Source organism: Rhizobium atlanticum, from assembly GCF_030182485.1.
Classification (GTDB): Bacteria; Pseudomonadota; Alphaproteobacteria; order Rhizobiales; family Rhizobiaceae; genus Rhizobium.
The window spans coordinates 1-24,330 of record NZ_JAQJCJ010000019.1 but is presented as its reverse complement, the minus strand read 5'-3'; the positions used below and the strand labels follow the sequence as shown (position 1 = coordinate 24,330).

The 24,330-nt window shown below is 61.1% G+C and carries 23 protein-coding genes and 2 pseudogenes; 9 read left to right on the top strand and 16 right to left on the bottom strand.

Features of this window, described 5'->3' with window-relative positions:
* Positions 1–85: 85 nt before the first annotated feature.
* Positions 86–2,893: a DNA gyrase subunit A gene (gene gyrA / locus PH551_RS24730; RefSeq protein ID WP_285195401.1), complete on the top strand. Its 2,808-nt coding sequence runs from the start codon at positions 86–88 to the stop codon at positions 2,891–2,893.
* A 179-nt stretch (positions 2,894–3,072) separates the two neighbouring features.
* Here the strand turns inward: gyrA and PH551_RS24725 are convergent, their stop codons facing one another.
* From PH551_RS24725 to PH551_RS24715, 3 genes are all read right to left on the bottom strand, one after another.
* Entirely contained in the window at positions 3,073–3,207 is a 135-nt protein-coding gene (locus PH551_RS24725) for a hypothetical protein (RefSeq protein WP_010056528.1), read from the bottom strand.
* Positions 3,208–3,243: 36 nt separating this feature from the next.
* Positions 3,244–3,399, bottom strand: coding sequence for a hypothetical protein (locus PH551_RS24720; RefSeq protein WP_003539654.1), 156 nt, complete (start codon positions 3,397–3,399; stop codon positions 3,244–3,246).
* 143 nt (positions 3,400–3,542) lie between these two features.
* The gene (locus tag PH551_RS24715) at positions 3,543–3,842 is read right to left on the bottom strand and encodes a hypothetical protein (protein WP_285195400.1); all 300 of its coding nucleotides are present in this window, start codon (positions 3,840–3,842) and stop codon (positions 3,543–3,545) included.
* A gap of 91 nt (positions 3,843–3,933) precedes the next feature.
* Here PH551_RS24715 and coaD point away from each other — a divergent pair, with 91 nt between their 5' ends.
* The 5 genes from coaD (at position 3,934) to tgt (ending at position 7,868) form a co-directional block, all read left to right on the top strand.
* Complete coding sequence (coaD, locus tag PH551_RS24710; protein ID WP_285195399.1) at positions 3,934–4,428, top strand: pantetheine-phosphate adenylyltransferase; 495 nt, start codon at positions 3,934–3,936, stop codon at positions 4,426–4,428.
* A gap of 43 nt (positions 4,429–4,471) precedes the next feature.
* The gene (locus PH551_RS24705; protein WP_285195398.1) at positions 4,472–5,044 is read left to right on the top strand and encodes a peptidylprolyl isomerase; all 573 of its coding nucleotides are present in this window, start codon (positions 4,472–4,474) and stop codon (positions 5,042–5,044) included.
* Between the two features lie 28 nt (positions 5,045–5,072).
* Complete coding sequence (locus PH551_RS24700; protein ID WP_064708924.1) at positions 5,073–5,582, top strand: peptidylprolyl isomerase; 510 nt, start codon at positions 5,073–5,075, stop codon at positions 5,580–5,582.
* A gap of 72 nt (positions 5,583–5,654) precedes the next feature.
* Positions 5,655–6,737: a tRNA preQ1(34) S-adenosylmethionine ribosyltransferase-isomerase QueA gene (gene queA / locus PH551_RS24695; protein WP_285195397.1), complete on the top strand. Its 1,083-nt coding sequence runs from the start codon at positions 5,655–5,657 to the stop codon at positions 6,735–6,737.
* Positions 6,738–7,868 (top strand): tRNA guanosine(34) transglycosylase Tgt, encoded by a 1,131-nt coding sequence (gene tgt, locus PH551_RS24690; RefSeq protein WP_285195396.1) that lies wholly within the window; start codon positions 6,738–6,740, stop codon positions 7,866–7,868.
* On the opposite strand, the gene PH551_RS24685 is transcribed toward tgt, so the two are convergent.
* The 6 genes from PH551_RS24685 to PH551_RS24660 form a co-directional block, all read right to left on the bottom strand.
* Complete coding sequence (locus PH551_RS24685; protein ID WP_285195395.1) at positions 7,865–8,938, bottom strand: acyltransferase family protein; 1,074 nt, start codon at positions 8,936–8,938, stop codon at positions 7,865–7,867. The genes tgt and PH551_RS24685 overlap by 4 nt on opposite strands.
* Before the next feature lie 105 nt (positions 8,939–9,043).
* Positions 9,044–9,472: a DUF4864 domain-containing protein gene (locus PH551_RS24680; RefSeq protein ID WP_085778173.1), complete on the bottom strand. Its 429-nt coding sequence runs from the start codon at positions 9,470–9,472 to the stop codon at positions 9,044–9,046.
* Positions 9,473–9,554: 82 nt separating this feature from the next.
* Complete coding sequence (fabF, locus tag PH551_RS24675; protein ID WP_285195394.1) at positions 9,555–10,820, bottom strand: beta-ketoacyl-ACP synthase II; 1,266 nt, start codon at positions 10,818–10,820, stop codon at positions 9,555–9,557.
* A gap of 13 nt (positions 10,821–10,833) precedes the next feature.
* Complete coding sequence (locus PH551_RS24670; protein WP_085778175.1) at positions 10,834–11,340, bottom strand: winged helix-turn-helix transcriptional regulator; 507 nt, start codon at positions 11,338–11,340, stop codon at positions 10,834–10,836.
* A 41-nt stretch (positions 11,341–11,381) separates the two neighbouring features.
* The gene (locus PH551_RS24665) at positions 11,382–11,675 is read right to left on the bottom strand and encodes a hypothetical protein (protein ID WP_085778176.1); all 294 of its coding nucleotides are present in this window, start codon (positions 11,673–11,675) and stop codon (positions 11,382–11,384) included.
* A gap of 82 nt (positions 11,676–11,757) precedes the next feature.
* Positions 11,758–11,946, bottom strand: a complete 189-nt coding sequence (locus PH551_RS24660; RefSeq protein ID WP_183703324.1) for a hypothetical protein — start codon at positions 11,944–11,946, stop codon at positions 11,758–11,760.
* 209 nt (positions 11,947–12,155) lie between these two features.
* On the opposite strand from PH551_RS24660, the gene PH551_RS24655 reads away from it, so the two are divergent.
* Entirely contained in the window at positions 12,156–12,551 is a 396-nt protein-coding gene (locus tag PH551_RS24655; protein WP_221112418.1) for a hypothetical protein, read from the top strand.
* 188 nt (positions 12,552–12,739) lie between these two features.
* Positions 12,740–12,931, top strand: a pseudogene (locus PH551_RS24650) (metallophosphoesterase family protein); the annotation flags it as partial.
* Between the two features lies 1 nt (position 12,932).
* On the opposite strand, the pseudogene PH551_RS24645 reads toward PH551_RS24650, so the two are convergent.
* The 4 genes and pseudogenes from PH551_RS24645 to PH551_RS24630 form a co-directional block, all read right to left on the bottom strand.
* Positions 12,933–13,136, bottom strand: a pseudogene (locus PH551_RS24645) (LacI family DNA-binding transcriptional regulator); the annotation flags it as partial.
* A gap of 98 nt (positions 13,137–13,234) precedes the next feature.
* Positions 13,235–13,915, bottom strand: a complete 681-nt coding sequence (locus PH551_RS24640) for a GNAT family N-acetyltransferase (protein WP_285195488.1) — start codon at positions 13,913–13,915, stop codon at positions 13,235–13,237.
* Positions 13,915–14,433 carry a MarR family winged helix-turn-helix transcriptional regulator gene (locus PH551_RS24635; RefSeq protein WP_285195393.1) on the bottom strand — a complete coding sequence of 173 codons (519 nt, stop codon included), beginning with the start codon at positions 14,431–14,433 and terminating at the stop codon, positions 13,915–13,917. The genes PH551_RS24640 and PH551_RS24635 overlap by 1 nt, the downstream gene beginning before the upstream one ends.
* 120 nt (positions 14,434–14,553) lie before the next feature.
* Positions 14,554–15,723, bottom strand: a complete 1,170-nt coding sequence (locus PH551_RS24630) for an MFS transporter (RefSeq protein ID WP_285195392.1) — start codon at positions 15,721–15,723, stop codon at positions 14,554–14,556.
* A 144-nt stretch (positions 15,724–15,867) separates the two neighbouring features.
* On the opposite strand from PH551_RS24630, the gene PH551_RS24625 reads away from it, so the two are divergent.
* Positions 15,868–17,376 (top strand): winged helix-turn-helix domain-containing tetratricopeptide repeat protein, encoded by a 1,509-nt coding sequence (locus tag PH551_RS24625; protein WP_285195391.1) that lies wholly within the window; start codon positions 15,868–15,870, stop codon positions 17,374–17,376.
* Between the two features lie 40 nt (positions 17,377–17,416).
* Here PH551_RS24625 and PH551_RS24620 read toward each other — a convergent pair whose 3' ends face one another.
* The 3 genes from PH551_RS24620 to PH551_RS24610 form a co-directional block, all read right to left on the bottom strand.
* Positions 17,417–18,097 carry a peroxiredoxin-like family protein gene (locus tag PH551_RS24620; RefSeq protein ID WP_085778194.1) on the bottom strand — a complete coding sequence of 227 codons (681 nt, stop codon included), beginning with the start codon at positions 18,095–18,097 and terminating at the stop codon, positions 17,417–17,419.
* A 74-nt stretch (positions 18,098–18,171) separates the two neighbouring features.
* Positions 18,172–21,417: an adenylate/guanylate cyclase domain-containing protein gene (locus PH551_RS24615; RefSeq protein WP_221112532.1), complete on the bottom strand. Its 3,246-nt coding sequence runs from the start codon at positions 21,415–21,417 to the stop codon at positions 18,172–18,174.
* A gap of 124 nt (positions 21,418–21,541) precedes the next feature.
* Positions 21,542–23,800, bottom strand: a complete 2,259-nt coding sequence (locus tag PH551_RS24610; RefSeq protein ID WP_285195390.1) for a bifunctional diguanylate cyclase/phosphodiesterase — start codon at positions 23,798–23,800, stop codon at positions 21,542–21,544.
* Positions 23,801–24,330: the final 530 nt, after the last annotated feature.

The following is a 24,330-nucleotide window of genomic DNA, read 5'->3' as shown; positions in this document are numbered from 1 at the left end:
GTTCAAAACGCGCTCAGAAATTGGCGCGGGAACAGGCTTTCCGCTATAAATCTTCAAGTGATTCTAGAAGAGATCGTGATCTGTTTTGACTGAGCAAACACCCCCCGGCGGCGGGAAGCTCCCGCCAGGCATCGAGCCCATCTCCATCATGGAGGAAATGCAGCGGTCGTATCTCGATTACGCCATGAGCGTCATCGTCAGCCGCGCGTTGCCCGATGTGCGCGACGGCCTGAAGCCCGTGCACCGGCGCATCCTCTACGGCATGTCCGAGCTCGGCATCGACTGGAACAAGAAATACGTCAAATGCGCCCGCGTCACCGGCGACGTGATGGGTAAATACCATCCGCACGGCAACGCCGCGATCTATGACGCGCTCGCCCGCATGGCGCAGCCGTGGTCGCTGCGCCTGCCGCTGATCGACGGTCAGGGCAATTTCGGCTCGGTCGACGGCGATCCGCCGGCGGCCGAACGATACACCGAGTGCCGTCTGGAAAAGGCTGCCCATTCGCTGCTCGACGATCTCGACAAGGAAACCGTCGACTTCCGCGACAACTATGACGGCACGCTGTCTGAGCCGGTCGTTGTTCCCGCCAAGTTCCCGAACCTGCTCGTCAACGGCGCCGGCGGCATCGCTGTCGGCATGGCGACCAATATACCGCCGCACAACCTCTCCGAAGTCATCGACGGCTGCATCGCGCTGATCAACGATCCGGCGATCGAGCTGCCGGAGCTGATGCAGATCATTCCCGGTCCCGATTTTCCTACGGGCGCGAAGATCCTCGGCCGTGCCGGCATCCGCTCGGCCTACGAGACTGGCCGCGGTTCCGTCATCATGCGCGGCGTCGCCACCATCGAGCCGATGCGCGGCGACCGCGAGCAGATCATCATCACCGAAATTCCCTACCAGGTGAACAAGGCGACGATGATCGAGAAGATGGCCGAGTTGGTGCGTGAAAAGCGCATCGAGGGTATCTCCGATCTGCGCGACGAATCCGACCGTCAGGGCTATCGCGTCGTCATCGAGTTGAAGCGCGACGCCAATGCCGAGGTCATCCTCAATCAGCTTTATCGCTACACGCCGCTGCAGACGTCCTTCGGCTGCAATATGGTGGCGCTGAACGGCGGCAAGCCAGAGCAGCTGACGCTGCTCGACATGCTGCGCGCCTTCGTCTCCTTCCGCGAAGAGGTCGTTAGCCGGAGAACGAAATTCCTGCTGCGCAAGGCGCGTGAGCGTGCCCACGTCTTGGTTGGTCTCGCCATTGCGGTGGCTAATATCGACGAGGTCATCCGCGTCATCCGCCAGGCGCCGGATCCGCAATCGGCCCGCGAAGAGCTGATGACGCGCCGCTGGCCGGCCGAAGATGTCGAAAGCCTGATCCGTCTGATCGACGATCCGCGCCACCGCATCAACGACGACCTCACCTACAACCTCTCCGAAGAGCAGGCGCGCGCCATTCTTGAGCTCCGCCTTGCTCGCCTGACGGCACTCGGCCGCGACGAAATCGGTGATGAACTTAATAAGATAGGCGAGGAAATCCGGGATTATCTCGATATTCTTTCCTCGCGGGTCCGCATCCAGACCATCGTCAAGGACGAACTAACAGCCGTTCGCGACGAATTCGGCACTCCGCGCCGCACCGAGATCGTCGATGGCGGCCTCGAGATGGACGATGAGGATCTCATTGCCCGCGAGGACATGGTCGTCACCGTCTCGCATCTCGGCTACATCAAGCGCGTGCCGCTGACCACCTACCGGGCCCAGCGCCGCGGCGGCAAGGGCCGCTCCGGCATGACCACCCGCGACGAGGATTTCGTTAGCCGGCTATTCGTCGTCAATACCCATACGCCGGTTCTGTTCTTCTCGTCGCGCGGCATTGTCTACAAGGAGAAGGTCTGGCGCCTGCCGATCGGCACGCCGACCTCGCGCGGCAAGGCGCTGATCAACATGCTGCCGCTCGAACCCGGCGAACGCATCACCACCATCCTGCCCTTGCCCGAGGATGAGGCGAGCTGGGACAATCTCGACGTCATGTTCTCGACGACGCGCGGTACGGTTCGCCGTAACAAGCTTTCGGACTTCGTCCAGGTAAACCGCAACGGCAAGATCGCCATGAAGCTCGAGGAAGAGGGCGACGAAATCCTCTCCGTCGAGACTTGCACTGATCGGGATGACGTTCTTCTGACCACGGCGCTTGGCCAGTGCATCCGCTTCTCCGTCGACGACGTTCGTGTCTTTGCCGGCCGCAACTCGATCGGCGTGCGCGGCATCAATCTCGGCGACGGCGACCGCATCATCTCGATGACGATCGTCGGCCATGTTGATGCCGAGCCATGGGAACGTGCCGCCTACCTCAAGCGCTCCGCCGCCGAACGCCGTGCGATAGGCGTTGATGAAGAGGACATCGCTCTCGTTGGCGAAGAAGTCACAGAAGAGGGGCAGCTTTCCGACGAGCGCTACGAAGAACTGAAGGCGCGCGAGCAATTCGTGCTCACCGTCTCCGAAAAGGGCTACGGCAAGCGTTCTTCCTCCTACGACTTCCGCATCTCCGGCCGCGGCGGCAAGGGCATCCGCGCCACCGATACGTCGAAAACCGGAGAGATCGGCGAGCTTGTGGCGGCCTTCCCGGTTGATGACGGCGATCAGATTATGCTGGTCTCCGACGGCGGCCAGCTGATCCGAGTGCCGGTCGGCGGCATCCGCATCGCCAGCCGCGCCACAAAGGGCGTCACCATCTTCTCGACGGCCAAGGACGAGAAGGTCGTCTCGGTCGAGCGCATCAGCGAACCGGAGGATGATGAGACGGAAGGCACGGTCGACGCGGCCGAAGGTACCGCCGGCGCCGATGAAACACCTGTCGCCGATGGCGATCCGGGCGGTGCTGCCGAGGAATGATCGAATGAACTGGGCGGCTTCAAGCCGCCCTTTTCTGTTAGAGCTTGCTTCCAAGCTGAAGCACTCTGTTGGCTCAAGCCGGTTCATTGCCCAAGAAAAAGCCGGACGCTGATTGCATCCGGCTTTGAAAAGCACAGGCGGCGAAAGGGTGCCGCCCATGGGAGGGGAAGAGAGGAATGTCAGAACGCGCTATGCTTTTCGTTCAGCGCCTTCACCTCTTCGCCTTCGCGCCGCAGCGCTGATATCGTCGAGGCCACAGACACGATGAACATGACGCTGATGAGGGCGGTTAGCACTGTCAAGATCGTGAACATAGGCATTCCTTTCCTGGGGAGTTGCTTACTCGCTCCTCAGTACTGGCCCAGTACGGCCGTGCGGGCCGAGGCATAGGGGCCATAAACCTTGGAGGTATCGACCTTCTGATCATAAAGAGCGACAGTTGCGGTGAGCATGCCCGTGACCATAACCATCCAGAGCACGTTAATCATCGTAATCTTGCCGGGCATTATTAGTCCTTCCTGCCGCGCTTTGACGCATTTCTGTGTCGGTTGAGTGAACGCATCCGTTTAAGAATGGTTCCGTCGGATGTTGAGGGGGTGTTTAGCAATGGCGGTCTGAAGCCTCCTTGAATGTCTCGTTCATCTGGCGTTCAGATTCGAAGACCGTTTCTCCTGGCGCAGCCGGCCTTCATTCCGCGCAGCCGGCCTTGAGCACGCACGATCGCCGCATGTTCGGCAAGCTCCGGCCGCACCCAGTTCACCTCGTGGCGATCGGCGAAATAGCCATAGGCGAGCTCGGCGGCGAGGGAGAAAGTGACGGCAAACGCAACGAGCACGATCAGCATGGATCCAGGTCTTTCGGGAGCGCCAGCTGCCGGAATGGCATCGGCTGCATTGATGATCCGAGTTAAGCAGATCCCGTCTGAAACGGCCTTGAATGGCATGTTCATCCGCTGTTCAGCCGTGCGGCGGGGCCCGGTAAATCACTTGCGACAAGTCTGCATCCGTGACAAAAGGCGTCAAACGAAATGGCCGGGCCAGATGACGACAGCTTTTTATCCTGGGTCCTTCGACCCGATCACCAACGGACATGTAGATGTTCTGGTCCAGGCGCTGAATGTCGCCGAAAAAGTCATCGTCGCGATCGGCATCCATCCCGGCAAGGCGCCGCTCTTTTCGTTCGAAGAGAGAGCCGAGCTGATCCGCCTGTCGCTGGCCGAAGTCTTGCCCGGTAAGACCGGCAACATCACTATCGTCGCCTTCGACAATCTCGTCGTCGATGCCGCCCGTGCCCATGGCGCCACGCTTCTGATCCGCGGCCTCCGCGATGGCACGGACCTTGATTATGAAATGCAGATGGCCGGCATGAACCGAACGATGGCGCCCGATATCCAGACCATCTTTTTGCCGGCCGGCACGGCGTCGCGGCCCATTACCGCCACATTGGTCCGCCAGATCGCCGCAATGGGCGGCGATGTCAGCGCTTTCGTCCCGGCCGCGGTCCTGCAAGCCCTCACATCCAAGCGCCCAAACTAGCAAGCGCAAAAGCCTAGGCGGATAACGCCGCAACGGAGCTCACATGAAACTCTTCTATCTCGCATTTGCCGGCGTGCTGTATCTCGCCTCCTTCGCGGGGGATGCGTTGGCCCAGTCGGCCGATCATTATCTCACCATTCAGCTGAAGAACGGCCCGGTGGTGATCCAGCTGATGCCGGATGTAGCGCCGAAACATGTCGCCCAGATCGAGGCGCTTGCCAAGAAGGGCGAATATGACAACGTCGCCTTCCACCGCGTCATCGACGGCTTCATGGCCCAGACCGGCGACGTCAAATACGGCAACATGGAGAAGGGCTTCGATGCCAGCCTCGCCGGCACGGGCTCCTCCGACATGCCCGATATCCCGGCTGAATTCTCCAAGACACCGTTCGTGCGCGGCACCGTCGGCATGGCCCGCTCGCAGGATCCGAATTCCGCCAATTCGCAGTTCTTCATCATGTTTGCCGACGGTTCCTTCCTCAACGGTCAGTACACCGTTGTCGGCAAGGTCGTGTCCGGCATGGAGAACGTAGACAAAATCAAGCGCGGCGAAGGCCAGAATGGCGAAGTCAAAAATCCCGACCGGATGATCAAGGTCACTCTGGGCAAGAAGTAAGTTACGAGAGAAGGAAGAGGAGAAGATAATGGCCGAGATCAAGGATCCCGAAAACACCGTCATTCTAGAAACCACCAAGGGCAAGGTTGTCATTCAGCTTCTGCCGCAGGTCGCGCCGGAGCATGTCGCCCGCATCAAGGAACTCGCCCGCGAGAAGGCCTATGACGGCGTCGTTTTCCACCGCGTCATCCAGGATTTCATGGCTCAGACGGGCGATGTCGAATATGGCAAGAAGGGTTCGGAAACCTTCAATCCCGGCCGCGCCGGAATGGGCGGCTCCGCCAAGCCGGACCTGAAGGCGGAGTTCTCGGCGACGCCGCATGTGCGCGGCACCTGCTCGATGGCGCGTTCGCAGAACCCGAACTCGGCCAATTCGCAGTTCTTCATCTGCTTCACCGACGCTCCGTGGCTGAACAAGCAGTATTCCGTCTGGGGCCAGGTGATCGAAGGCATGGACAATGTCGACAAGATCAAGCGCGGCGAGCCGGTCTCCGATCCGGACTCGATCGTCTCTATGCGGGTTGCCGCCGACGTCTGATTGTGATTTCTGCTGAAACCCGCCCTTGCGCGAGAGCGCGGGGCGGGTTTCGCTTTGCCTGAAAGTACACTTATGCGCGTTGATCTTTTCGATTTCGATCTGCCCGAGGAGCGCATCGCCCTGCGGCCCGCCGAGCCGCGCGATAGCGCGCGCCTGCTCGTGGTTGATGCAAATGCGGCAAGCGCGCTATCGGATCACCGCGTTTCCGATCTGCCATCGTTCTTGCGGTTAGGCGATGCGCTTGTCTTCAACGATACCAAGGTCATTCCCGCCCAGCTCGAGGGCATCCGCCATCGCGACGGCGCCGGCGGTCAGCAGGTCTCGGCAACGCTGCACATGCGCGTCGGTCCCAGCCGTTGGAAGGCATTCGCCAAACCGGGCAAGCGCATCAAGGAAGGCGATCGCATCGCCTTCGGCCACAGCGGCGAAAGCTGCATGATCGGCTCGCTCGATGCGACGGTGGAGGAGAAAGGCGAAGCGGGCGAAGTGACGCTCGCCTTCGATCTTTCCGGTCCGGTGCTCGACGAGGCGATCGCCGCCGTCGGCCATATTCCGCTGCCGCCCTATATCGCAGCCAAGCGCCCCGAGGACGAGCGCGACCGGGCCGACTACCAGACGATCTATGCCCGCGAGGAGGGCGCCGTCGCAGCCCCCACCGCCGGCCTGCATTTCACGCCTGGGCTGTTCGAGGCCCTGGACAAGGCCGGCATCGAACGCTATTTCGTCACGCTGCATGTCGGCGCCGGCACTTTCCTGCCTGTTAAGGCTGATGATACCGACGATCACAAAATGCATCTCGAAAGCGGCTATGTCAGCGCCGACGTCGCCGCGCGCTTGAATGCTGTGCGGGAAAGAGGCGGGCGCATCGTCTGTGTCGGCACGACCTCGTTGCGGCTGATCGAGAGCGCCGCCGGGGAAAGCGGAGAGATCAAGCCCTGGGCCGGCGCCACCGGCATCTTCATCACGCCCGGCTACCGCTTCAAGGCGGTCGACATGCTGATGACCAATTTCCACCTGCCGCGCTCAACGCTGTTCATGTTGGTCTCGGCCTTCGCAGGCTTCGAAACCATGCATGCGGCCTATGAACACGCGATTTCTACGGGCTACCGCTTCTACTCCTACGGCGACGCGAGCCTTCTTTTCCGGAAAGACTAGATGACAGAGAATTTCCAATTCACGCTCGAGAAGACCGATGCCGGCGCCCGTCTCGGTGAGATTTCCATGCCGCGCGGCGCGATCCGCACGCCGGCCTTCATGCCGGTCGGTACAGTCGGCACCGTCAAGGCCATGTATCTCGATCAGGTGCGGGAGACCGGCGCGGACATCATCCTCGGCAATACCTATCACTTGATGCTGCGCCCCACAGCGGAGCGCGTCGCCCGCCTCGGCGGCCTGCACAAGCTGATCCGCTGGGAACATCCTATCCTGACGGATTCAGGCGGCTTCCAGGTCATGTCGCTCTCCGGCCTGCGCAAGCTCGACGAGCAGGGTGTCACGTTCAAGTCGCATGTCGACGGCAGCCTGCATCATATGTCGCCGGAGCGCTCGATCGAGATCCAAGGGCTGCTCGGCTCCGACATCCAGATGCAGCTCGATGAATGCGTGGCGCTGCCGGCCGAACCGAAGGAGATCGAGCGCGCCATGGAAATGTCACTGCGCTGGGCCGAGCGCTGCAGGGTGGCCTTCGGCGAGCAGCCGGGCAAGGCCATGTTCGGCATCGTGCAGGGTGGCGATATTCCGGCGCTGCGCGTCCGTTCGGCCGAGGAACTCACCAAGCTCGGCCTCAAGGGCTATGCCGTCGGCGGTCTTGCGGTCGGCGAGCCGCAGGACGTGATGCTGAACATGCTGAAAGAGACGCTTCCCGTCCTGCCCGTGGAAAAGCCGCGTTACTTGATGGGCGTCGGCACGCCTGACGATATCCTCAAATCCGTCGCCCGTGGCATCGACATGTTCGACTGCGTCATGCCGACCCGCTCCGGCCGCCATGGCCTGGCCTTCACCCGCCGCGGCAAGGTCAATATCCGCAATGCCCGCCATGCCGAGGATATGCGCCCGCTCGACGAACAATCCAGCTGCCCGGCTTCGCGCGATTATTCGCGCGCCTATCTCCACCATCTCGTCCGCGCCAACGAAGCCCTCGGCGGCATGCTGCTCTCCTGGCACAATCTCGCTTATTATCAGGAACTGATGCAGGGCATCCGCAAGGCGATCGCCGAAGGCCGCTTCGCCGATTTCATGGCGGAAACTATGGAGGAATGGGCGAGGGGTGATCTCGAGCCGGTCTAAGCGCTAGCTGAGTCTACGTGACCGGCAGACGGTGGATTCGGCGAAACAATCATTCTGAGTTTCTTGCGCACCGGTTCGTCAAAGCGAGTGGTGATAATGCCAGCCAGAATGAAAAGCGCTATGACGACAATCATGCCGGCTGCTGGAGAGGCGGGAAGGTTGAAGCCCTGTTGCCGCAGTACATGCAGCAGGCTGAATATCGGTCCGTGCAGGATATAAATAGGATAGGAAAGCCGTCCCAACCATCGGAATATCAGTTCCATTCGGCCGGTCTGCGTCGTGCGCATTGCAATCCAAACGATAGCCGGGAAAATCACGAGGCATATTGAAAGATCGAAACATGGGAAGCCGAAGAATATGATGGCCGGTATGTTTGTGATCAGGATCAAACAACCGCAGATAAGAAGGCCCGTAACGTTGCCGTTCTTGACCGTGTTCGGTTTTCGGACGTCATATAACCTGTAGAGGCATATCCCGAGTGAAAACGAAAACAGCACTCGCGAAAAGCCAAATGCGAAGTAGCCTGCTTGGTGTCCAATATCGAAATTGCCTCCGACCCATGCCCCATATGTAGTGATACAGGCAGCCCCAAGCGCGATAATAAGCAAGGTTCTGAAAGACAACCGTATAAGAAGAACCGCGAACAGCAGTCCGGCCCAGAGTTCAAAGAAGAGCGACCAACTGGGTTCGTTCAAAGGAAATGCCCCATTCGGATTTCCGTTTGGAATGAGCAGGATAGCCCTGACAATGAGGCCTACCGGCGACTCTACGTCGTTTTGAAGCGCATAGCTGACAAAGCCGACAGGAAGCGAAAGGAGATAGAGGGGATAAAGCCGAATGATACGGTGCAGGAGAAATCCGGCGGGGGAAATCTCTCCCGCGGTCAGGCGCTTTTCATATGAATTTGCCAGAACGACGCCGCTCAGGAGAAAGAAGAGGTCTACACCGAGATAGCTGATATTTGCCGGAATCGGGCCAAGTGTGCCGCCCGTATGAAGGAACATGACCATAACAGCCGCAATTCCTCGTAACGCTTCAAGAGCTGTGAAAAATTGCTTGCCACTGTTCACGGTTACAACCCTCCGTCGGCATTTTGTTACCCCAGGAGGATTTCGAAATTGTTAGCGCAACGTGACCGTGCAACTGCCGGTTTGCGAGCGGGCGCAAAACTGGCGTCAAATTCCCTTGCTGTCCGCATCCGGCATGATCTGAACGCCATTGATCCGGTAGCTGCCGTCTGGCTGGCGCGTGACCTGATAGATCGCCGTCCAGTCCTTGCCATCGCGTCCTGAGATCAGAACTTCGTGGTAGATCAGCGCGCCGTTATCGATCGAGCGGCTGCGGCCGAAGGCGTAATTGCCGGGGTGATAGACCGGTTCGTAGCTCTTCTTCACCATGGCGAAGAACAGGTTCTTGTCGGGATACATCGCCTTGATGCCGGGGGCGGCGAAGGAATAGGCGGTTTCGGCATCGTCCTTGAGGAAGGCTTTGATCTGTTCCTCGATCATCGTTCGCGTGGTGTCGATCGGATCTTCGGCATGGGCCGAGAGAGGAGAGAGGGCGGACGCGGCACACAGAATGAGAACTGCGAGAAAGGCGCGCATGGATTGATCTCCGGCTCCATCGGGGAGCGAGCCCCCGATAGAGCGGAAGTGTAAGCGAATTTCAGCACAAGGAAAACGGACTTTACGACCAGCGCCGGAAGAGAGCGCTGGCATTGACGCCGCCGAAGCCGAAGCCGTTGGTGATGGCATAGTCCATGGCAAGCGGCCGCGCCGTCCTGCCGACGATGTCGATGCCGTCTGCGGCCGGATCGGCTTCGTTGAGGTTGCGGGTCGGCGGCGCGATCTGGTCGCGCAGCGCAAGAATGGTGAAGATTGCTTCCAACCCGCCCGCCGCGCCGAGCAGATGGCCTGTCGCCGACTTCGTCGCGCTGACGGCAATGGCGCCATTGCGGCCGAAGACCGTGCCGATCGCAGCGATCTCGCCTCTGTCACCCACCGGTGTCGACGTCGCGTGCGCGTTGAGGTGCCTGACCTCCGATGCCGGAATCTTCGCCTGCCTGAGTGCCGCCTCCATCGCCCGGCGCGCGCCGTCGCCATCTTCGGGACCTGCGGTCATGTGGTAGGCATCCGCCGCCGTGCCGTAGCCGACGAGTTCGGCAAGTGGTGTCGCCCCGCGGGCCAGCGCGTGTTTGAGCGTTTCGATGACCAGGATGCCGGCGCCTTCGCCCATGACGAAACCGTCGCGTGCCGTGTCGAAGGGCCGCGAAGCCAGTTCCGGCGTCTCGTTGAAGCCGGTGGACAGCGCACGCGCGGCGGCAAAGCCGCCGAGGCTAACCTTGTCGATGCAGGCCTCGGCACCGCCGCAGATCGCCACATCGGCTTCGCCGGAGCGGATCAGCCGCGCCGCATCACCGATCGCCTGAACGCTGGCGGCACAGGCCGTCACCGGCGCGCCGAGTGGCCCCTTGAAACCATAGCGGATGCTGACTTGGCCGGCGGCAAGGTTGACGAGGAAGGAGGGCACGGTAAAGGGTGATAGCCGCCGAACGCCCCGCGTCTCGCCGATCCGCACCGCTTCGGCGATTGCAGGAAAGCCGCCGACGCCCGAAGCGATGATCGTTGCGGTGCGTTCACGGCTGCCTTCGCCGGTCGGTATCCAGCCGGCCTGCTTCACCGCTTCCTCCGTCGCTGCCATCGCGAACTGGATGAAGCGATCCATCTTCTTCTGGTCTTTAGGCGTGATGGAGCGGTCGGGATCGAAGCCGGCCTGCGCGTCCTCGGCGATGCCGGGAACGACACCGCCGACCTTGGCCGAGAGCTCGCCGACAACATCGTCCGGCAGCACCCTGAGACCGGAGGCGCCGTCGACGAGACGTTTCCAGGCAGGTTCGACGCCGGTGCCGAGTGGCGAGACAAGTCCCATGCCGGTGACAACGATGCGATCCATGCTATTTTCCTCTCTATGCGTCGATACCGAGATACCAGGCGCGCATGCGGGCGATCCGCGCACGCACCTCGTCATCGGCGGCTGGTCCAGGGAGCAGGCTGGTGTTTTCGGGCGTTACTTCTTCGCCGGTCCGTGCGTCCACAAGCACCGTCTCGCGCGCTTTGCCGGAAGCGGCGTCGCTGAGCAGAAAGGCGAGATCCTCTTCGGGAATGTGCCGGCTTCCCCAGGAAAACAGCGCCATCAACACCGGAAAGAAATCGCGGCCCTTCTTGGTCAGCACATATTCGTAGCGGGCAGGGCGCTGCTGGTAGAGCCGTCGTTCGAACAGGCCCTGGTCCGTCAGATGTTTTAGACGCCGCGTCAGGATGTTCGGGGCCACACCGAGGCTTTTCTGAAACTCGTCGAAGCGCGACAGCCCCTGGAAGGCGTCGCGCAGAATCAGGATGCTCCACCAGTCGCCGACGCTGTCGAGCGCGCGCGCCGCCGGGCATTTGAATTGGCCGAAACTTGTCCGCTGCATGGCAGATGTCACTACAGGAGTGACTATCATCATGCAAGCTACTATCTGGCGCTGCTTTCGAAAAAGCGGGCGAGCAGGATGCCGGTGAGGAGCATGCCGGCCGCGGCAAAGATCGTATCGCCCGGAGTGCCGATGTAGAGCGGCCCGATATTGGCAAAGAGCAGGAAGGCGATGAGGAAGTTGGCCCAGCCCCATATGACATTCACCGTCGGCGAACTTGGATTGGCGAATGGGGTGCGGAAGGGCCGGCCGCTGACGCCATTGACGAAATGCGGGATGCCGTTGGCCAGAAATGCCGCGGCGATGAAATGGGTGATGTAGGCGATCCAGGGCAAAGGCTTCTCCTGATCTGCACGAGTGGCGTCAAAGGAGAATGTGGCCGGGATCATCCGGCCGACAAGAGGAGGTTATGGCTGCTTAGACGAAGCCGAGCGGCAGTTTTTCCAGTTTTCTGTCGGCGCCGTAATCGCGTTCATGCGGCGAGCGACGGCGGTCGTCGCGGCGCGATGAAAGGTCGATGCGGTTTTCGGCGAAGATCCCGTCGGGATAGGTGCCGGTATCATGGCAATCGGCGTCGATCTTTGGCGCAAGGATTTTCAGTATCATCGAGGTTCCTCCACGGCGCAGCAACAACACTCGGAAAGGCCGCATGGTTCCAATGATAGGCGCCGAATTATTAATAAATTAACCATAAATACCGGCCGAATTATCAGCCGATCTAACCCTCGGCGCGCCACGCATCGCGTTGAAGTGGCGTTGTCGTGGAACTCCTGATGCTGATCGCCGTTGGTTTGGCATGAACACAGGAGGTTCCCATGCAGTTGATCGATACGCGCGTGACACAGTCCGGCAACTTCTTCACGGTGGAGTTTCTGGGCGAGGGAGGAGAGTCGATTGCCGTCAAAATCGACAATTCTCATGGCGAACTCGACAGTTCGACGGCGCTCGACCACGCCAAGGTAATGATGGTTCAGCTGACGGCCTTTCCCGGCCGCAGCCCGGACGGCAGCATCAACCGGTATGATGCCTTGAGCAACGGCAACTTCGACGAAGGCAGCAAGGGTCTCATCGGCCAGCCGAGCGCGCGTTCCACCCACGACAGCGAAACGCTGGAAGAGGAGCTGAACGAAGGTCTCGAAGACACCTTCCCCGCAAGCGACCCCGTTTCGGCGACGGTATCGTCCATTCCCGCGAACGCGCCGCGGCACTGATCCCCACCTAATCAGCAGATGGGCCGGCTCCCAGTTCGGGAGGCGGCCTGCGGCTGTGTGACAGATTGATGTCAAAACTGAAAAACAGCTGAAAACCGCAGATGTCTGATTGACATGGGAGCCCTCTAGAGAGGCCCCGAGAAGGGAGCGTCCGGGAGACGCTTCCGAGGTTCTCGGAGACGCGCCCCATGAAAATCATTCAGATCACCGACACGCATTTCAGCCCCGGCAAGCCGCATTTCAACGGCAACTGGGCACCGCTCTTGAGCTGGATCGAGGAGACCGACGCCGATCTGATCGTCCATACAGGTGATCTCACCGTCGACGGCGCCGACAAGGACGAGGACATCATCTTCTCGATGGATCTCATGCGCCAGGTAAGACCGGATTGGTGATGTTTGGAATCAAGACGCCGACCACGGGCCTGCGTCCCAGCCGCCCGGCTGCGTGATAGCCGAGTTCCGCGGCAGCGCGGCGCACCTTGCGCACCATCAGATCGCTGGCGGGCCCGTTGCGGTTGAGAACTCTGCTTGCGGTTGCCAGCGAACATCCTGCCCGGAACGCGACCTGCTGCAATGTCGCCATCGAATGCGCCTCGCATCAATCAAATCGTTGCCGGCGCTTTAAAGGGTTTCGATGACAGTGATCTGACACTGCGCTGCGACGATCGCGCAGGGCAACGATCAGGGGCGACGTTTGACCACGCGCATGTTCATTTCCGACCGAACCACGAAGCCTTGGGCCTTGTAGAGCGCAATGGCCGATGTGTTCGCCGCATAGGCATGCAGATAGGCCACGTCGCCGCTGGATGCGATTTCGCCGGCAACGAAGCGGAATAGCAAGGTGCCGAGGCCGCGTCCTTGGAAAGCGGGATGGGTACAAAGCCCGCTGAGCTCGATAAAGCCCGGCTGTCGCATGCGCTGACCGGCCATCGCCACCAGACGACCCTCATGCCTTATCCCCCAGAAGCGGCCAAGGCTCTGGGCGCGCAAGGTGAACGGGCCTGGTTTGGTCAAGATTGCCAAGTCAAGCATATCGGCGGCATCAGCCTCCGTCAGCGGCTGGATGCGGGAGTCGGAAATTGTCTTGTGAGGCCGCTCGGCAACCATCTGGGTCACCGGCGCCTCCATCATTATGGCAAGACCTGGCGGAACCGCGATTGGTCCAACCTCGACGAGAAACATGCGCTCCTGCCGCGACGGCAGCTTCTCCAGGGCATCGAGGCTTTCCGGCGTATCGTCCGCGGAGGCGGCGAAGGGGACAATGGACGGCGGGTATCGCCTCGCGTAGCTGCCGCCTTCGGAGATATCGGCGTGCGCGGTCTCCAGAGCGCTCCAGATCGGCCGGTCGAGCACATGTTTCATCATCCTTCCTCCTCTTGGGCGTCTGAAAGGACGCGCGGTGCGGCAGCGGTGCGCCGGCGTTTGAGCGGCACCTCCGCAAGCCCGTCCTCGATAGCGGCGAGCTGTTCGAGGATCGGTCCGTCGAGATCGGCGCAGAGATCCGCGACGGCAGCCGCGACGCGCGGCCAGATCGTCGCCTTCGAATAATTGACAAGCTCCTGCCCCTTGTCGGTCAGCGACACCAGTCTGCGGCGCTGATCGTCCGGTGCCGGCCGCATGTCGACGAAGCCGAGTTCGAGAAGCTGGCCGATCGTCCGGGTCGCGCCGGGTTGGGTGATGCCCACCGACTGGGCGAGCTCGCCGATCGTCAGCGGCCCGGTCCGGTCGATCGCCGCCAGGAACGGATACTGACCGGCTTGAATGCCGAGCTCGGCCTCGTCGATGATGTGCTGGGTATCGGCCTGCAATCGTTCGCCGATGCGCCGCAGCCGGCTGCCCAGACATAGAAGGCCAAGCGTTCGGACCACATCTTCGACCATGCCCATCTCGCCATTTCGATAAATTGTTATATAACACTTTATATATTGCGAGGATGCGCCTATTCAAGGGCAGGGGATAAACGGAATCGGATCGCGGAAAAATAACGCCTATTCAGAGTATTACCGCGTCATCCTCAGATCTAAGACGAGGAGTATCGAGAGGACAGTGCTGAGCAGGCCGAGTGATAGTGTGAGCCCGTGATGCCCGATCAGCTGCATTGCCGATCCGGCAGCTGGTGAGGCCGCCATGCCGCCAATGCCCCATGTGAAGGCGAAGGCCGCGTTACCGGCGATCAGGGTCCGGCCGGTGAAACGCTCGCCGAGCTGGATCAGTGACGTGGTGTAAAGCCCGAACGAGACGCCGCCCCAGACGAATACCAGCGGCCAGATGAGCCATGTGGTAAAAAGCGGCGCCAGCAGCAGGCAGCCGGTGAGGCAAGCCAGGACGCAGAATAACATCGTCCGCGTCGCACCGAACCGTTCGGCCGCGCGCCCGAGCAGGACCTGCAGCATCGCATTGCCGGCGACGAAACAGGTGATGAGCGAAGCAATGCGCGCCTCGGCGCTGCCGAGGGCTGCGCCATAGACCGCGAACAGCGAAAGCAGGATCTGCTCGAAGGCGGCTGCCGCGAAAACCGCAAAGAGCAGCAGCGGCGCCAACGCGAAGAAGCCACCGACCGACACTGCCTCGCCTTCGCGAGGCATGTCAGGCAGGCGGGGAGCGACGGCAAGCACGATCAGGCCGCAGGCAACAAAGGCCGTAACGCCGATGATGAAGGGCGGCCAACCTTCCGTGCCGACGACGCCGAGGGATAGCGGGCCGACGGCGAAACCAGCCGAAACGATCGATGAGTAGAGGCCCATGATCCGGCCGCGGCGCGCCGCCGGCGTGATCGAGATCAGCCAGGTTTCGCTGATGACGTAGAGAGGATTGGCAAAGAAGCCGAGCAGGAAGCGCAGCGGCATCCAGACCCAGGCGTGCTGGATCCAGCCAATCGCAACCAGGATGAGGGCGGCCAGGATCGAACAGAGGATAGCAAGCCGCGCCCCGCCGACGCGTCGCGAAAGCGCTGGAATGACGGGCGCCGATAAGATGAAACCCAGGGGCGTCATCGCTGCCGACAGGCCGATGAGCCCTGACGTCAGCCCCTGCCGTTCCAGGATAAAGCTCAGCAGCGGATAGGTCAGTCCCTGCGCCACGGCAAACACCGTGACCGTCGCAATGATGCCCGCCATCGCGGCCCGTGGGAGCTGATCCTCTTGCGGTGATGTCGTGCTTGCACTCGTCATGCTGATATCCTCGTCAGTCGGTATGGTCTGAAGGGCGCGGCCTGGCCTGAAAGAGGATGAAATTCTGCGGAATAAGGGGAGCGGCGTAATTAAGCCTCGCCAAAACGTTCTCAAAAACTTCCAAACGGACTATAGATCCGCTTCATGCAGGGATCGCGCTTTGCCTTTGGTCCGTTCGTGCTTGATCCGGATGCGGGAACGCTCCTTCGGAACGATGATCCCGTTGCCGTTAGCCACCGCGGGCTGAAGCTGCTTGCGGCGCTTGTCGGGCGAGCCGGCGACATCGTCGCCAAGACCGAGCTGATGGACGCGGCCTGGCCAGGCATCGCGGTCGAGGAAGGCAACCTCACCGTCCAGATCGCGCAGCTGCGCAAGCTGCTCGGTTCGTCCGCCGGCGGCGGCGAATGGATTGCGACGGTTCCGCGTGTCGGCTACCGCTTCACGGGAGCCGTTCATCGGCTCAGCGGCGTGAGGCGAAAAACCTTGCCGCTGCCTGACAAGCCGTCGATTGCTGTCCTGCCCTTTCTGAATATCGGCAGCGACCCAGAGCAGGAATCCTTCGTGGACGGGCTGAGCGAAGACCTGATCACCGACCTCTCCAGAATGCCCGGCCTGTTCGTCATCGCCCGCAACTCGGCCTTCGCTTACAAGGGCAGGGCGATGGACGTACGAGAGATCGCCGAGGAGCTCGGCGTGCGCTATCTGTTGGAGGGCAGCGCAAGACGCGCTGCCGGGCGCGTGCGCATCAACGCCAAGCTGATCGACGCGGTCAGCGGCGATCACCTCTGGGCGGAACGTTTCGATCGCAGCCTGAACGATATCTTCGCTCTTCAGGACGAGGTGACGAGCAGGATCGTCGAGGCGCTGCTCGGCAGACTCCGAGCACTGCCGCCGCGCAATCGGCCGAAGAACATCGAGGCTTACGATCTCTGCGTGCGGGCGCGCAAGATGATGGACGATGCCCCGCAGGCGGCTGAGGAAGCGCATCTCATGCTGACGCGCGCAATCTCGCTCGACCCGGACTATGCCGAGGCCTATCGCTGGCTTGCCGTGAACCACTGGATGGGATGGGTCCATAGCGGCGGACCGACGGAATCGACCCGCGGCATTGCTTTGCAACTGGCACGCAAGGCGGTTGCGATCGACCCCAATGATGCCGGCTGCCGCTGGGTCCTGGCCTATCTGCTTGCCTATGAGCGCGATTTTGCCGAGGCGGATGTGCAATTCGCCAAGGCGATCGAACTCGACCCGAACGAGGCAGACACCTTTGCGTCATTATCCGACATCACGGTCCTCGCCGGGCGGATTGAGGAAGGCCTCGAGCATGTCCGCAAGGCGTTCCGGCTGAATCCCTTTCCGGCGAGCTGGTATTATCTGGCGCTCGGCCAGGCGCAATATGCAGCCGGGCAATATGAGGCCGCTGTCGAGACGCTGCGTCGCGACGAAACCTATCGCACGAGCTCCCGTCGTTTTCTGGCGGCAAGCCTTGCGCAGCTCGGCCGGCTCGACGAGGCGCGGGCGGAGACCGAACTCTTCCTTGTCGCCAACCCCGGCTTTTCCACCCGCCACTGGGCCGCGACCGAACCGTTTCGCGACGCTCGGACGCTTGACCATTTCCTGGACGGCTACCGCAAGGCCGGCCTGCCGGCTTGAAGCGGCCGGTCCGCCCAGGCAAAGGGCCAGGGAAGTCGCGTCAAACAGCCATATTCGAAGCCGCCGACATTACATCGCGGGGGGCGGGACCGCCGAACAAGTTGCGGCCACCTTCCTCGACCTCCGTGAAACACCAGCGCACGACGCCATCCCGATCGAGCAGGAATTCGCCAACAAGCTGGCCATGGCCAGTGGCGATCATTCGCGTGTCGTCCTCAGTGAATTCATAACCGTCGGCCTTGTCGAGATATTCCATCGCCGCCATCACATCCATGGGCTCTGGCAGCTCGCCCGGCATGTCGACCTGCATTGACGACATTGTGCTCATGCTGACCTTGTACGGCCATTCGTTCTCGGATTCGGTGAACTCGATATTCGGCAAGCCGAAAGCTCTGTGCGATACCCGTTCGGGGTCGGAGGCCGCGAGCAAATTGGGAAGCGGGTGGTAGCGGAAATAGAGGCGCGCTCGCTCGATCGGAGTATTGACGACCGTGAGGCTATCGATGCCTTTTTCCTGCAGCGCATCGGTGAGTTCGGCCATGGCGGCGATTTGCCGGCGGCAGAAGGGGCAGTGCAGGCCGCGAAACAAGCCGACGAGCACCGGCTTCTGACCGCGAAAATCATCGATGGCGATCTTGCCATGGCGGGTGATCGCATCCAGCACCACGTTGGGCGCGCGATCCCCAGGCTGTAATGGTTTATCGGCGTGGTTCTCCTGCATTGTTAGTTCCTCCCTTTATGTCTCTGAATCGCTTTGGCGAATTGATGCAGAGCGACGAGTGAGATGCGAAGCCTTCAGTCGAGAAACGGCAAGACGACGAATGTGCCGGGGTCAAGCTTGTGGCGGATGCACACATCCTGCGCCAGCGCGAAATACCGTTCCGCTTCATCCATGTCGTCGTGTTCAAGGCTCAGTGTCGCCAAGCCATCATAACACGGAAAGAGCAGTTGCGGCTCGTCAATTTCCTTCGCAACCTCAAGGGCTTCCTCGTAATACTTACGAGCTAGGTTCGGCTGCCCATGGCATTGGTGTATCTGCCCGAGTACGATCAGCGGTACGGACAGATGGTCGCGCTGATCGAGCGCCCGGTCGATTTCGACCGCCTTCTCCGCCGCCGGCACGCCCTCGGCTCCACAGCGATCGGTGAAGGTGCAGCAGGAGACCGCGAGATTGGCGAGAAGACGCGCCTGGAAGCCGAGATCGCCGATGCGGGTGGCGACCTCCAATCCGCGTCGGCAGATCCTGATGGCGTTGGCCGGATCGACGATCGTGTAGAGAACGCCGAGGTTGGAATAGGCGCGGCAGGCGGCGCTTTGCAGATCGGCCTTTTCGGCGACCGAGAGGCTGCGCTCCACTTCCTGCACGGCATCACGGCGGCGTCCGAGACGCGCGAGTGCTGCACCTTTGGTGTTCAGCGCCTCTGCCATCGCCCGCGCTGCCTCCCGTCCGGCCTCGGTCGTTCCATCGATCGGCAGTGTTTGCAGGCATTGCAGCGCCTGTGTCGCCCATTCGGCAGCAGCAGCCTGGTCGCCGGTGCGGAAGGCGAGGTGGCCGCGTTCTTGCAGGAGATGGGCATGTTCGACCGGCGCATCGATCGGCGCGATCATCGTTTCGGCTTCGGCACAATGGGCCTCCGCCTGATCGCGGCGTCCCGCATCGAGATGCAGGCGGCTGATCTTGCGCAAGATCCTCGCAGCGGCGATCCGATCATCTTTCGCGCGGTGGATCGCGAGTGCTCGCTGATAATGGTTCAGGGCGGCCTCACGCCGGCCGGCAGGACCGCAGAGATCGCCAAGGCGCTCCAACAGTGCCAATTGCTCCGGCGGCGCCTCCTGCTCGTCGGCGAAGGCAGCAAGAGCCTGTCGGTAAAGACGCATGGCATCGTCATTGGCGTATATCTTGCGCGCCATATCGCCGGCCGCCATGAGATAGCTGGCCCCCTTGGCCTTTTCGGTGGTCAGGCTGAAATGATGGCCGAGCTGCGCCAGATGCTCTGCTCGATCCGGCGCCACGCCATATTGGCGTTCCAGCGCCCGGCCGATCCGTCGGTGAAGCTCCATGCGGCGTTGCAGCAGCAGATTGTGGTAGATGACATCGTGCATCAAGGTCTGGCTGAAGCGATAGCCCGGCGCTGTCTCGGCGTCCGGTCCACGCAACTCCTCGATGATATTGGCATCGCAGAGATAATCCAGCGCTGCATCGATGCCGGCCGGATCGGTCGCGACGGTGCGGAGCAGGGCGGTATCGAACTTCGGGCCGACGACGGCAGCCTCCTGCGCCAGACGTCTGATCTCCTGCGGTAACCTGTCGACGCGGGCAAGCAACAGGGCTTGCAAATTGACCGGTATATCGACATCCGCGTCTTCGGCTGCGACATGCCAGCGCTGCCCGTCATTGTGCAGCGCGCCCATGTCGATCAGGCCGCGCAGGATTTCTTCGATAAACAGCGGATTGCCGCCGGCGCGCTCGAGGATGCGCTTGCGCATTGGCGCCGGCAACTTGCCGTGACCCTCGCCAAAAAAGGCGGCAAGCAGCTTCTGCCCATCGGCAGCGAAGAGGGGGCCGAGACGCTGAACAGTGACGCTGACGCGATCGGAGTTCAGCGGATCCGTCTGCGACGTCGGCCGGTAAATCGCAAGCAGCATCAGTCGGCTGCGCTCCAGCCGGTCCATCATGAAACGCAGCACTTCCAGTGAGGCGGCATCCGCCCAGTGGAGATCCTCGATCACAAGCAGGAGAGGGCCTTGTGCCAGCCGCCGCTCGAAGATGGTTCGCACCGCATAGAAGATCTGGCGACGCAATTGTTCCGGTTCGATGTGCCGGAGCGCGCCATCGGGATCGCCGAGGCCGAGAACATGGAAAAAGAGCGGCAAAAGCGCCGCGACGTCGTCAGGCCCGAGATCGAGGGCACGGAATCCCGTTGTCAGCAGTTGCCGTGTCCTGTCGGGATCGTCCCGCTCGCCGATTCCATAGGCGCTCCGCACGACCGCGGCGAGCGTGCCGTACGATTGTTCGCCGAGGGGAGAGCAGGTGGCTCTGCGGATAGCAAGCCCAGGAAAACGGTCCGTGTTGCCGGCGATCCCGACGAATTCGCTGGCCAGACGCGATTTGCCGATGCCCGCTTCGCCGATCAGACGGACAAGCTGCGCGGCGCCGCCACAGGCAAGATCGAGGCAGGTCAACAGGCGCGACAATTCCGCGTCCCGACCGACCATCGGCGCCTGAAGGCCGAAACTTTCGAGCCCGCGTGCCGTATGCGGCGCTTCCAGCAGTCCGGTCAGCCGATGCACGAGGACGTTTCCAACCTTACCGCGCAGGGTTTGCGCGCCGAGGCTGTCGAAGGCAAAGGCGTGGCGGGTGAGACGGTAGGTCAGCGGACCAACGAGAATATCGTTTTCGCCGGCCATGGATTGCAACCGTTGTGCGGTGTTCACCGTGTCGCCGGTCACGGAATAGGATTTTGTACTGGCGGCGCCGAAGCCGCCAGTGACGACAGGGCCGCTATTGATGCCGATATGCAAGCGCAGCGGCACGCCCGCACGCGACTGCCAGCGCTTGCCGACCGCAGCGGCCCGGTCGATCATATCAAGTGCGGCGCCAAGCGCCCGCACCGGATCGTCCTCATGGGCGACCGGCGCCCCGAACAGCGCCAGCAGTGCATCGCCGACAAATTTGTCGACGAAGCCGCCATAGGCTTCCACCGCCCGGGTCATCTCTTCGAACAATTCGTTCTGCAGCACCCGCATGATTTCGGGGTCGATCTGCTCGCTCAACGTCGTGAAGCCGCAGAGATCGGCAAAGAGCACCGTCACCGGCCGCCGGTCGGCATCGCCATCGGATTCAGCCGGTGCCGTCTCGATGGCTGGCTTCGCGGCCGGCTGGGCTTTGCCTGAGATCGACGCGCCGCATTTCGGGCAAAAGGCAAAATCAGGCTGACATGGATAACCGCAGGCCGCGCAGGAGAGGGGTTGCCTTGCGCCGCATCGCGGACAGAAAGCAAAACCGCTCTGAATGTCGAAACCGCAGCCGGCGCATTCCATCGCAGGCATCTCACGAAAACCCGGTATGCGACAGCGACATCGGCCGCTGCCGGCGGGCTTCTCAATGGGGACAAGAATGAACCTGCTGACGAGGACCCGCAAGCACAAACAGCCGACGGCCAACCTAGCGGCCTGCCTTTGCGGTTCCTCTATGCGGCTGATGGCAAAATTCGATCAACTGCTCCGAGGTCATTGGCCGCGCCAGTGCGTAACCTTGCAGCAGATGGCAGCCGAGATCTTTCAGGATCTTCGCGTGCTCCATTGTCTCCACGCCTTCGGCAACGATGTCGATGTTCTGTGATCGGCCGATTTCGATGATTGAGGAGACCAGACGGCGTTGAGAAGGAGAGGCGAGGATCGGCTTGACAATCTCTCGATCGATCTTGAGCCTTCGGGGTTCAAATCGAAGCAAGCTGACGATACTGGCATGTTCTGTGCCGAAATCGTCGATTTCTATTTCTATGCCGAGCGCCTTGATGGCTGGAATCACCTCATTGAGAGCAGGCTGAAGCTCATCGAAGGAGATTGTTTCAAGCAGCTCGAAACACAGGCGGCCCCTCACTGCGGGAAGGGCCGAAAGCTCGGCAAGCAGATTTGCCTGCGCCAGTCGGCGCGCGGAGATATTGACCGAGACCCGGGGGATTTGCAGTCCCAAGCCGTCCCATCTCGTCAGCTCGAAGAGTGCCTTTTGCAGGATCAGTCTATCCATGTCGCCGCTACGCCCGAGCCTTTCCGCAGCATCAAGAAACTCGGTGGGGCCGAGCAGACCTCTTCGCGGATGATCCCAGCGGGCGAGGGCTTCGACGCCTGCGACCGCCAATGTGGTTGCGTCGAACTGCGGCTGGAAGAACGCGACGAACTCGTCGCGTTCGAGCGCTTGGTTGAATTCATCCGCCAGTTCTTTCGAATGGACTGCGGCGCTTCGAAGCTCTTCGGTGAAGATAGCCGCGCGACCGCGACCCGCCTTCTTCGCCTCGTAGAGCGCCAGATCGGCATTCAGGAGCAACTGGCCGAGGTCCTGTCGAGAAGGTTCAGCCTCCCAGGCGACGCCGACGCTTGCTCCGACCACATAGGCTGCTCCATCGATAAAAATGTTGCGCTGAAGCGCGTCGACAATCTGCTTGGCCAATTCGGTTGCTTTAGGCTCAGGATGGGCGCTCCAGCTGGCGAAAATGAACTCGTCTCCACCGATGCGAGCCGCGACGTCGTTCGGACCGGCCAAATCGGCGAGCCGCAAAGCCGTGGCCTGGAGGACGATGTCACCGCCGGCATGGCCCTTCGTGTCGTTGATCTCTTTAAACCGGTCAAGGTCGATATGGATGAGGATCAGGCAATCGTGCGGAGCCGGCCGCGGCGGCTGCGAGATCATCTGGTCGACGAACCGTCGATTGGGAAGTCCCGTCAGCGCGTCGTGCAGTGACAGGTATTCCAGGCGTTGCCGCGCGCGAACGAGCTTCTTCTTGTGCAGGCGAAGTTTTTCGATGGTTCTTTGGCGCGATCTGGTCAGAAAGCCGACCCAGACGATGGGGGCAACGACACAGAAGGCCAACAAACTTGCATAGAACTCGAAGGCGCCGATCCCGTTATTTTGGCCCCATCCATGCTTCGGACGCGCGGCGAGGGTCCATCGGCCGTAGGTCATATCCACGTTTGCGACGACCGGCTTTCTTTGAAAGGTCTCCAGGCCGCCGAGAAAAACTTGTTTGGGCGATTCCGGCTCCGGTTCGGTGCTGATGGCAATCTCAAGATCGGTCGAACGAAGGCCGCTATCTCCATAAAGCCTCGGAATATCGATGATCCCGGAAAGCAGCCCCCAAAAGACCTGGCTATTTCCGTCGGTGGTATAGACAGGGCACCTGACCACAAAAGCCATTCCGCCTTGGACAAGCTCCACCGGGCCGGTCAAGACGATGTTGTGGGTGTTGCGCGCCAGCATCGCGGCAGCCCGTTGCTTCTCGTTCTTCCGGTAGTCGAGCCCGATGGCTCTTTCATTTCCTTTTTCCGGATAGACCCAGCTGACCACCATGTCAGGCGCCGCCGCGAAGCTTCGCAATTGTGAATCAGGCTGCAAGATCCGTGCTGCAAGTTTGGAAAATCCGTTCTGACCCATTGCCGGATCGACGGAGATAGCCGCCGCCAGCCCTTGTAACAGTTTCACATTGCTATTCAGATTCGTCTGCAGCCGAGATGATATCGTGGCAAGCTCACCGGCGACAATCGAACGTTCATCGGCGAGAGCGCGCTCCAGCCGCCAATTCGTTGCCACCCAGACGACGATAGCTGCAATAATGGCCGCAAACACCGCTGGCGCGAAGGCGCTCACATGGCCGGTTAGGCAGCCCGCGCGGCTGCGCGCTATCTCTGGTTTTTTTCGAAACTTCATCAGCTCGCCGGTGTGGTGGTAAGAGCGTATCCTTGCACAGTTTCTTTAAGGCAACGCTAAACCGACCATTACGGTTCGAATATCGTCCGAGCACGGATACCTAGATTTTTGCAGGGCCCACACCGCGCATCGCAATCAGTCCCATCCGCAATCTCCCAGCTCATCAAAACCCGGGGAGAGTGACATTCCAACTTTGCAGAAACAGGACACTTTAACTTTGCGGCTACACAAAATGTGGCGGTCAGGTTGAAATGTCCGCGGTTGCGCAAAGTAGAAATGTCACTCGCGGCTGCCCCACGGCCCGCCGACCAGCCCCGATCTGAGCGGCTGGTGCGGGTTGCAAGATCAGATCGGGGCGGGTTCGTGGCACCATCGGCTTTAGCTTTGAGACTATGCGATCGACACCTCACTCCGCAGCATCGAGCTTTGCCAGCGCAGCTTTACGGCGTTCGATGACTGCGGGATCCTTCGTAAAATCCTTCCGCCGTCCCGGACCGTGAGCACGTCGCACATAGCCGTTCTTCTCGCTG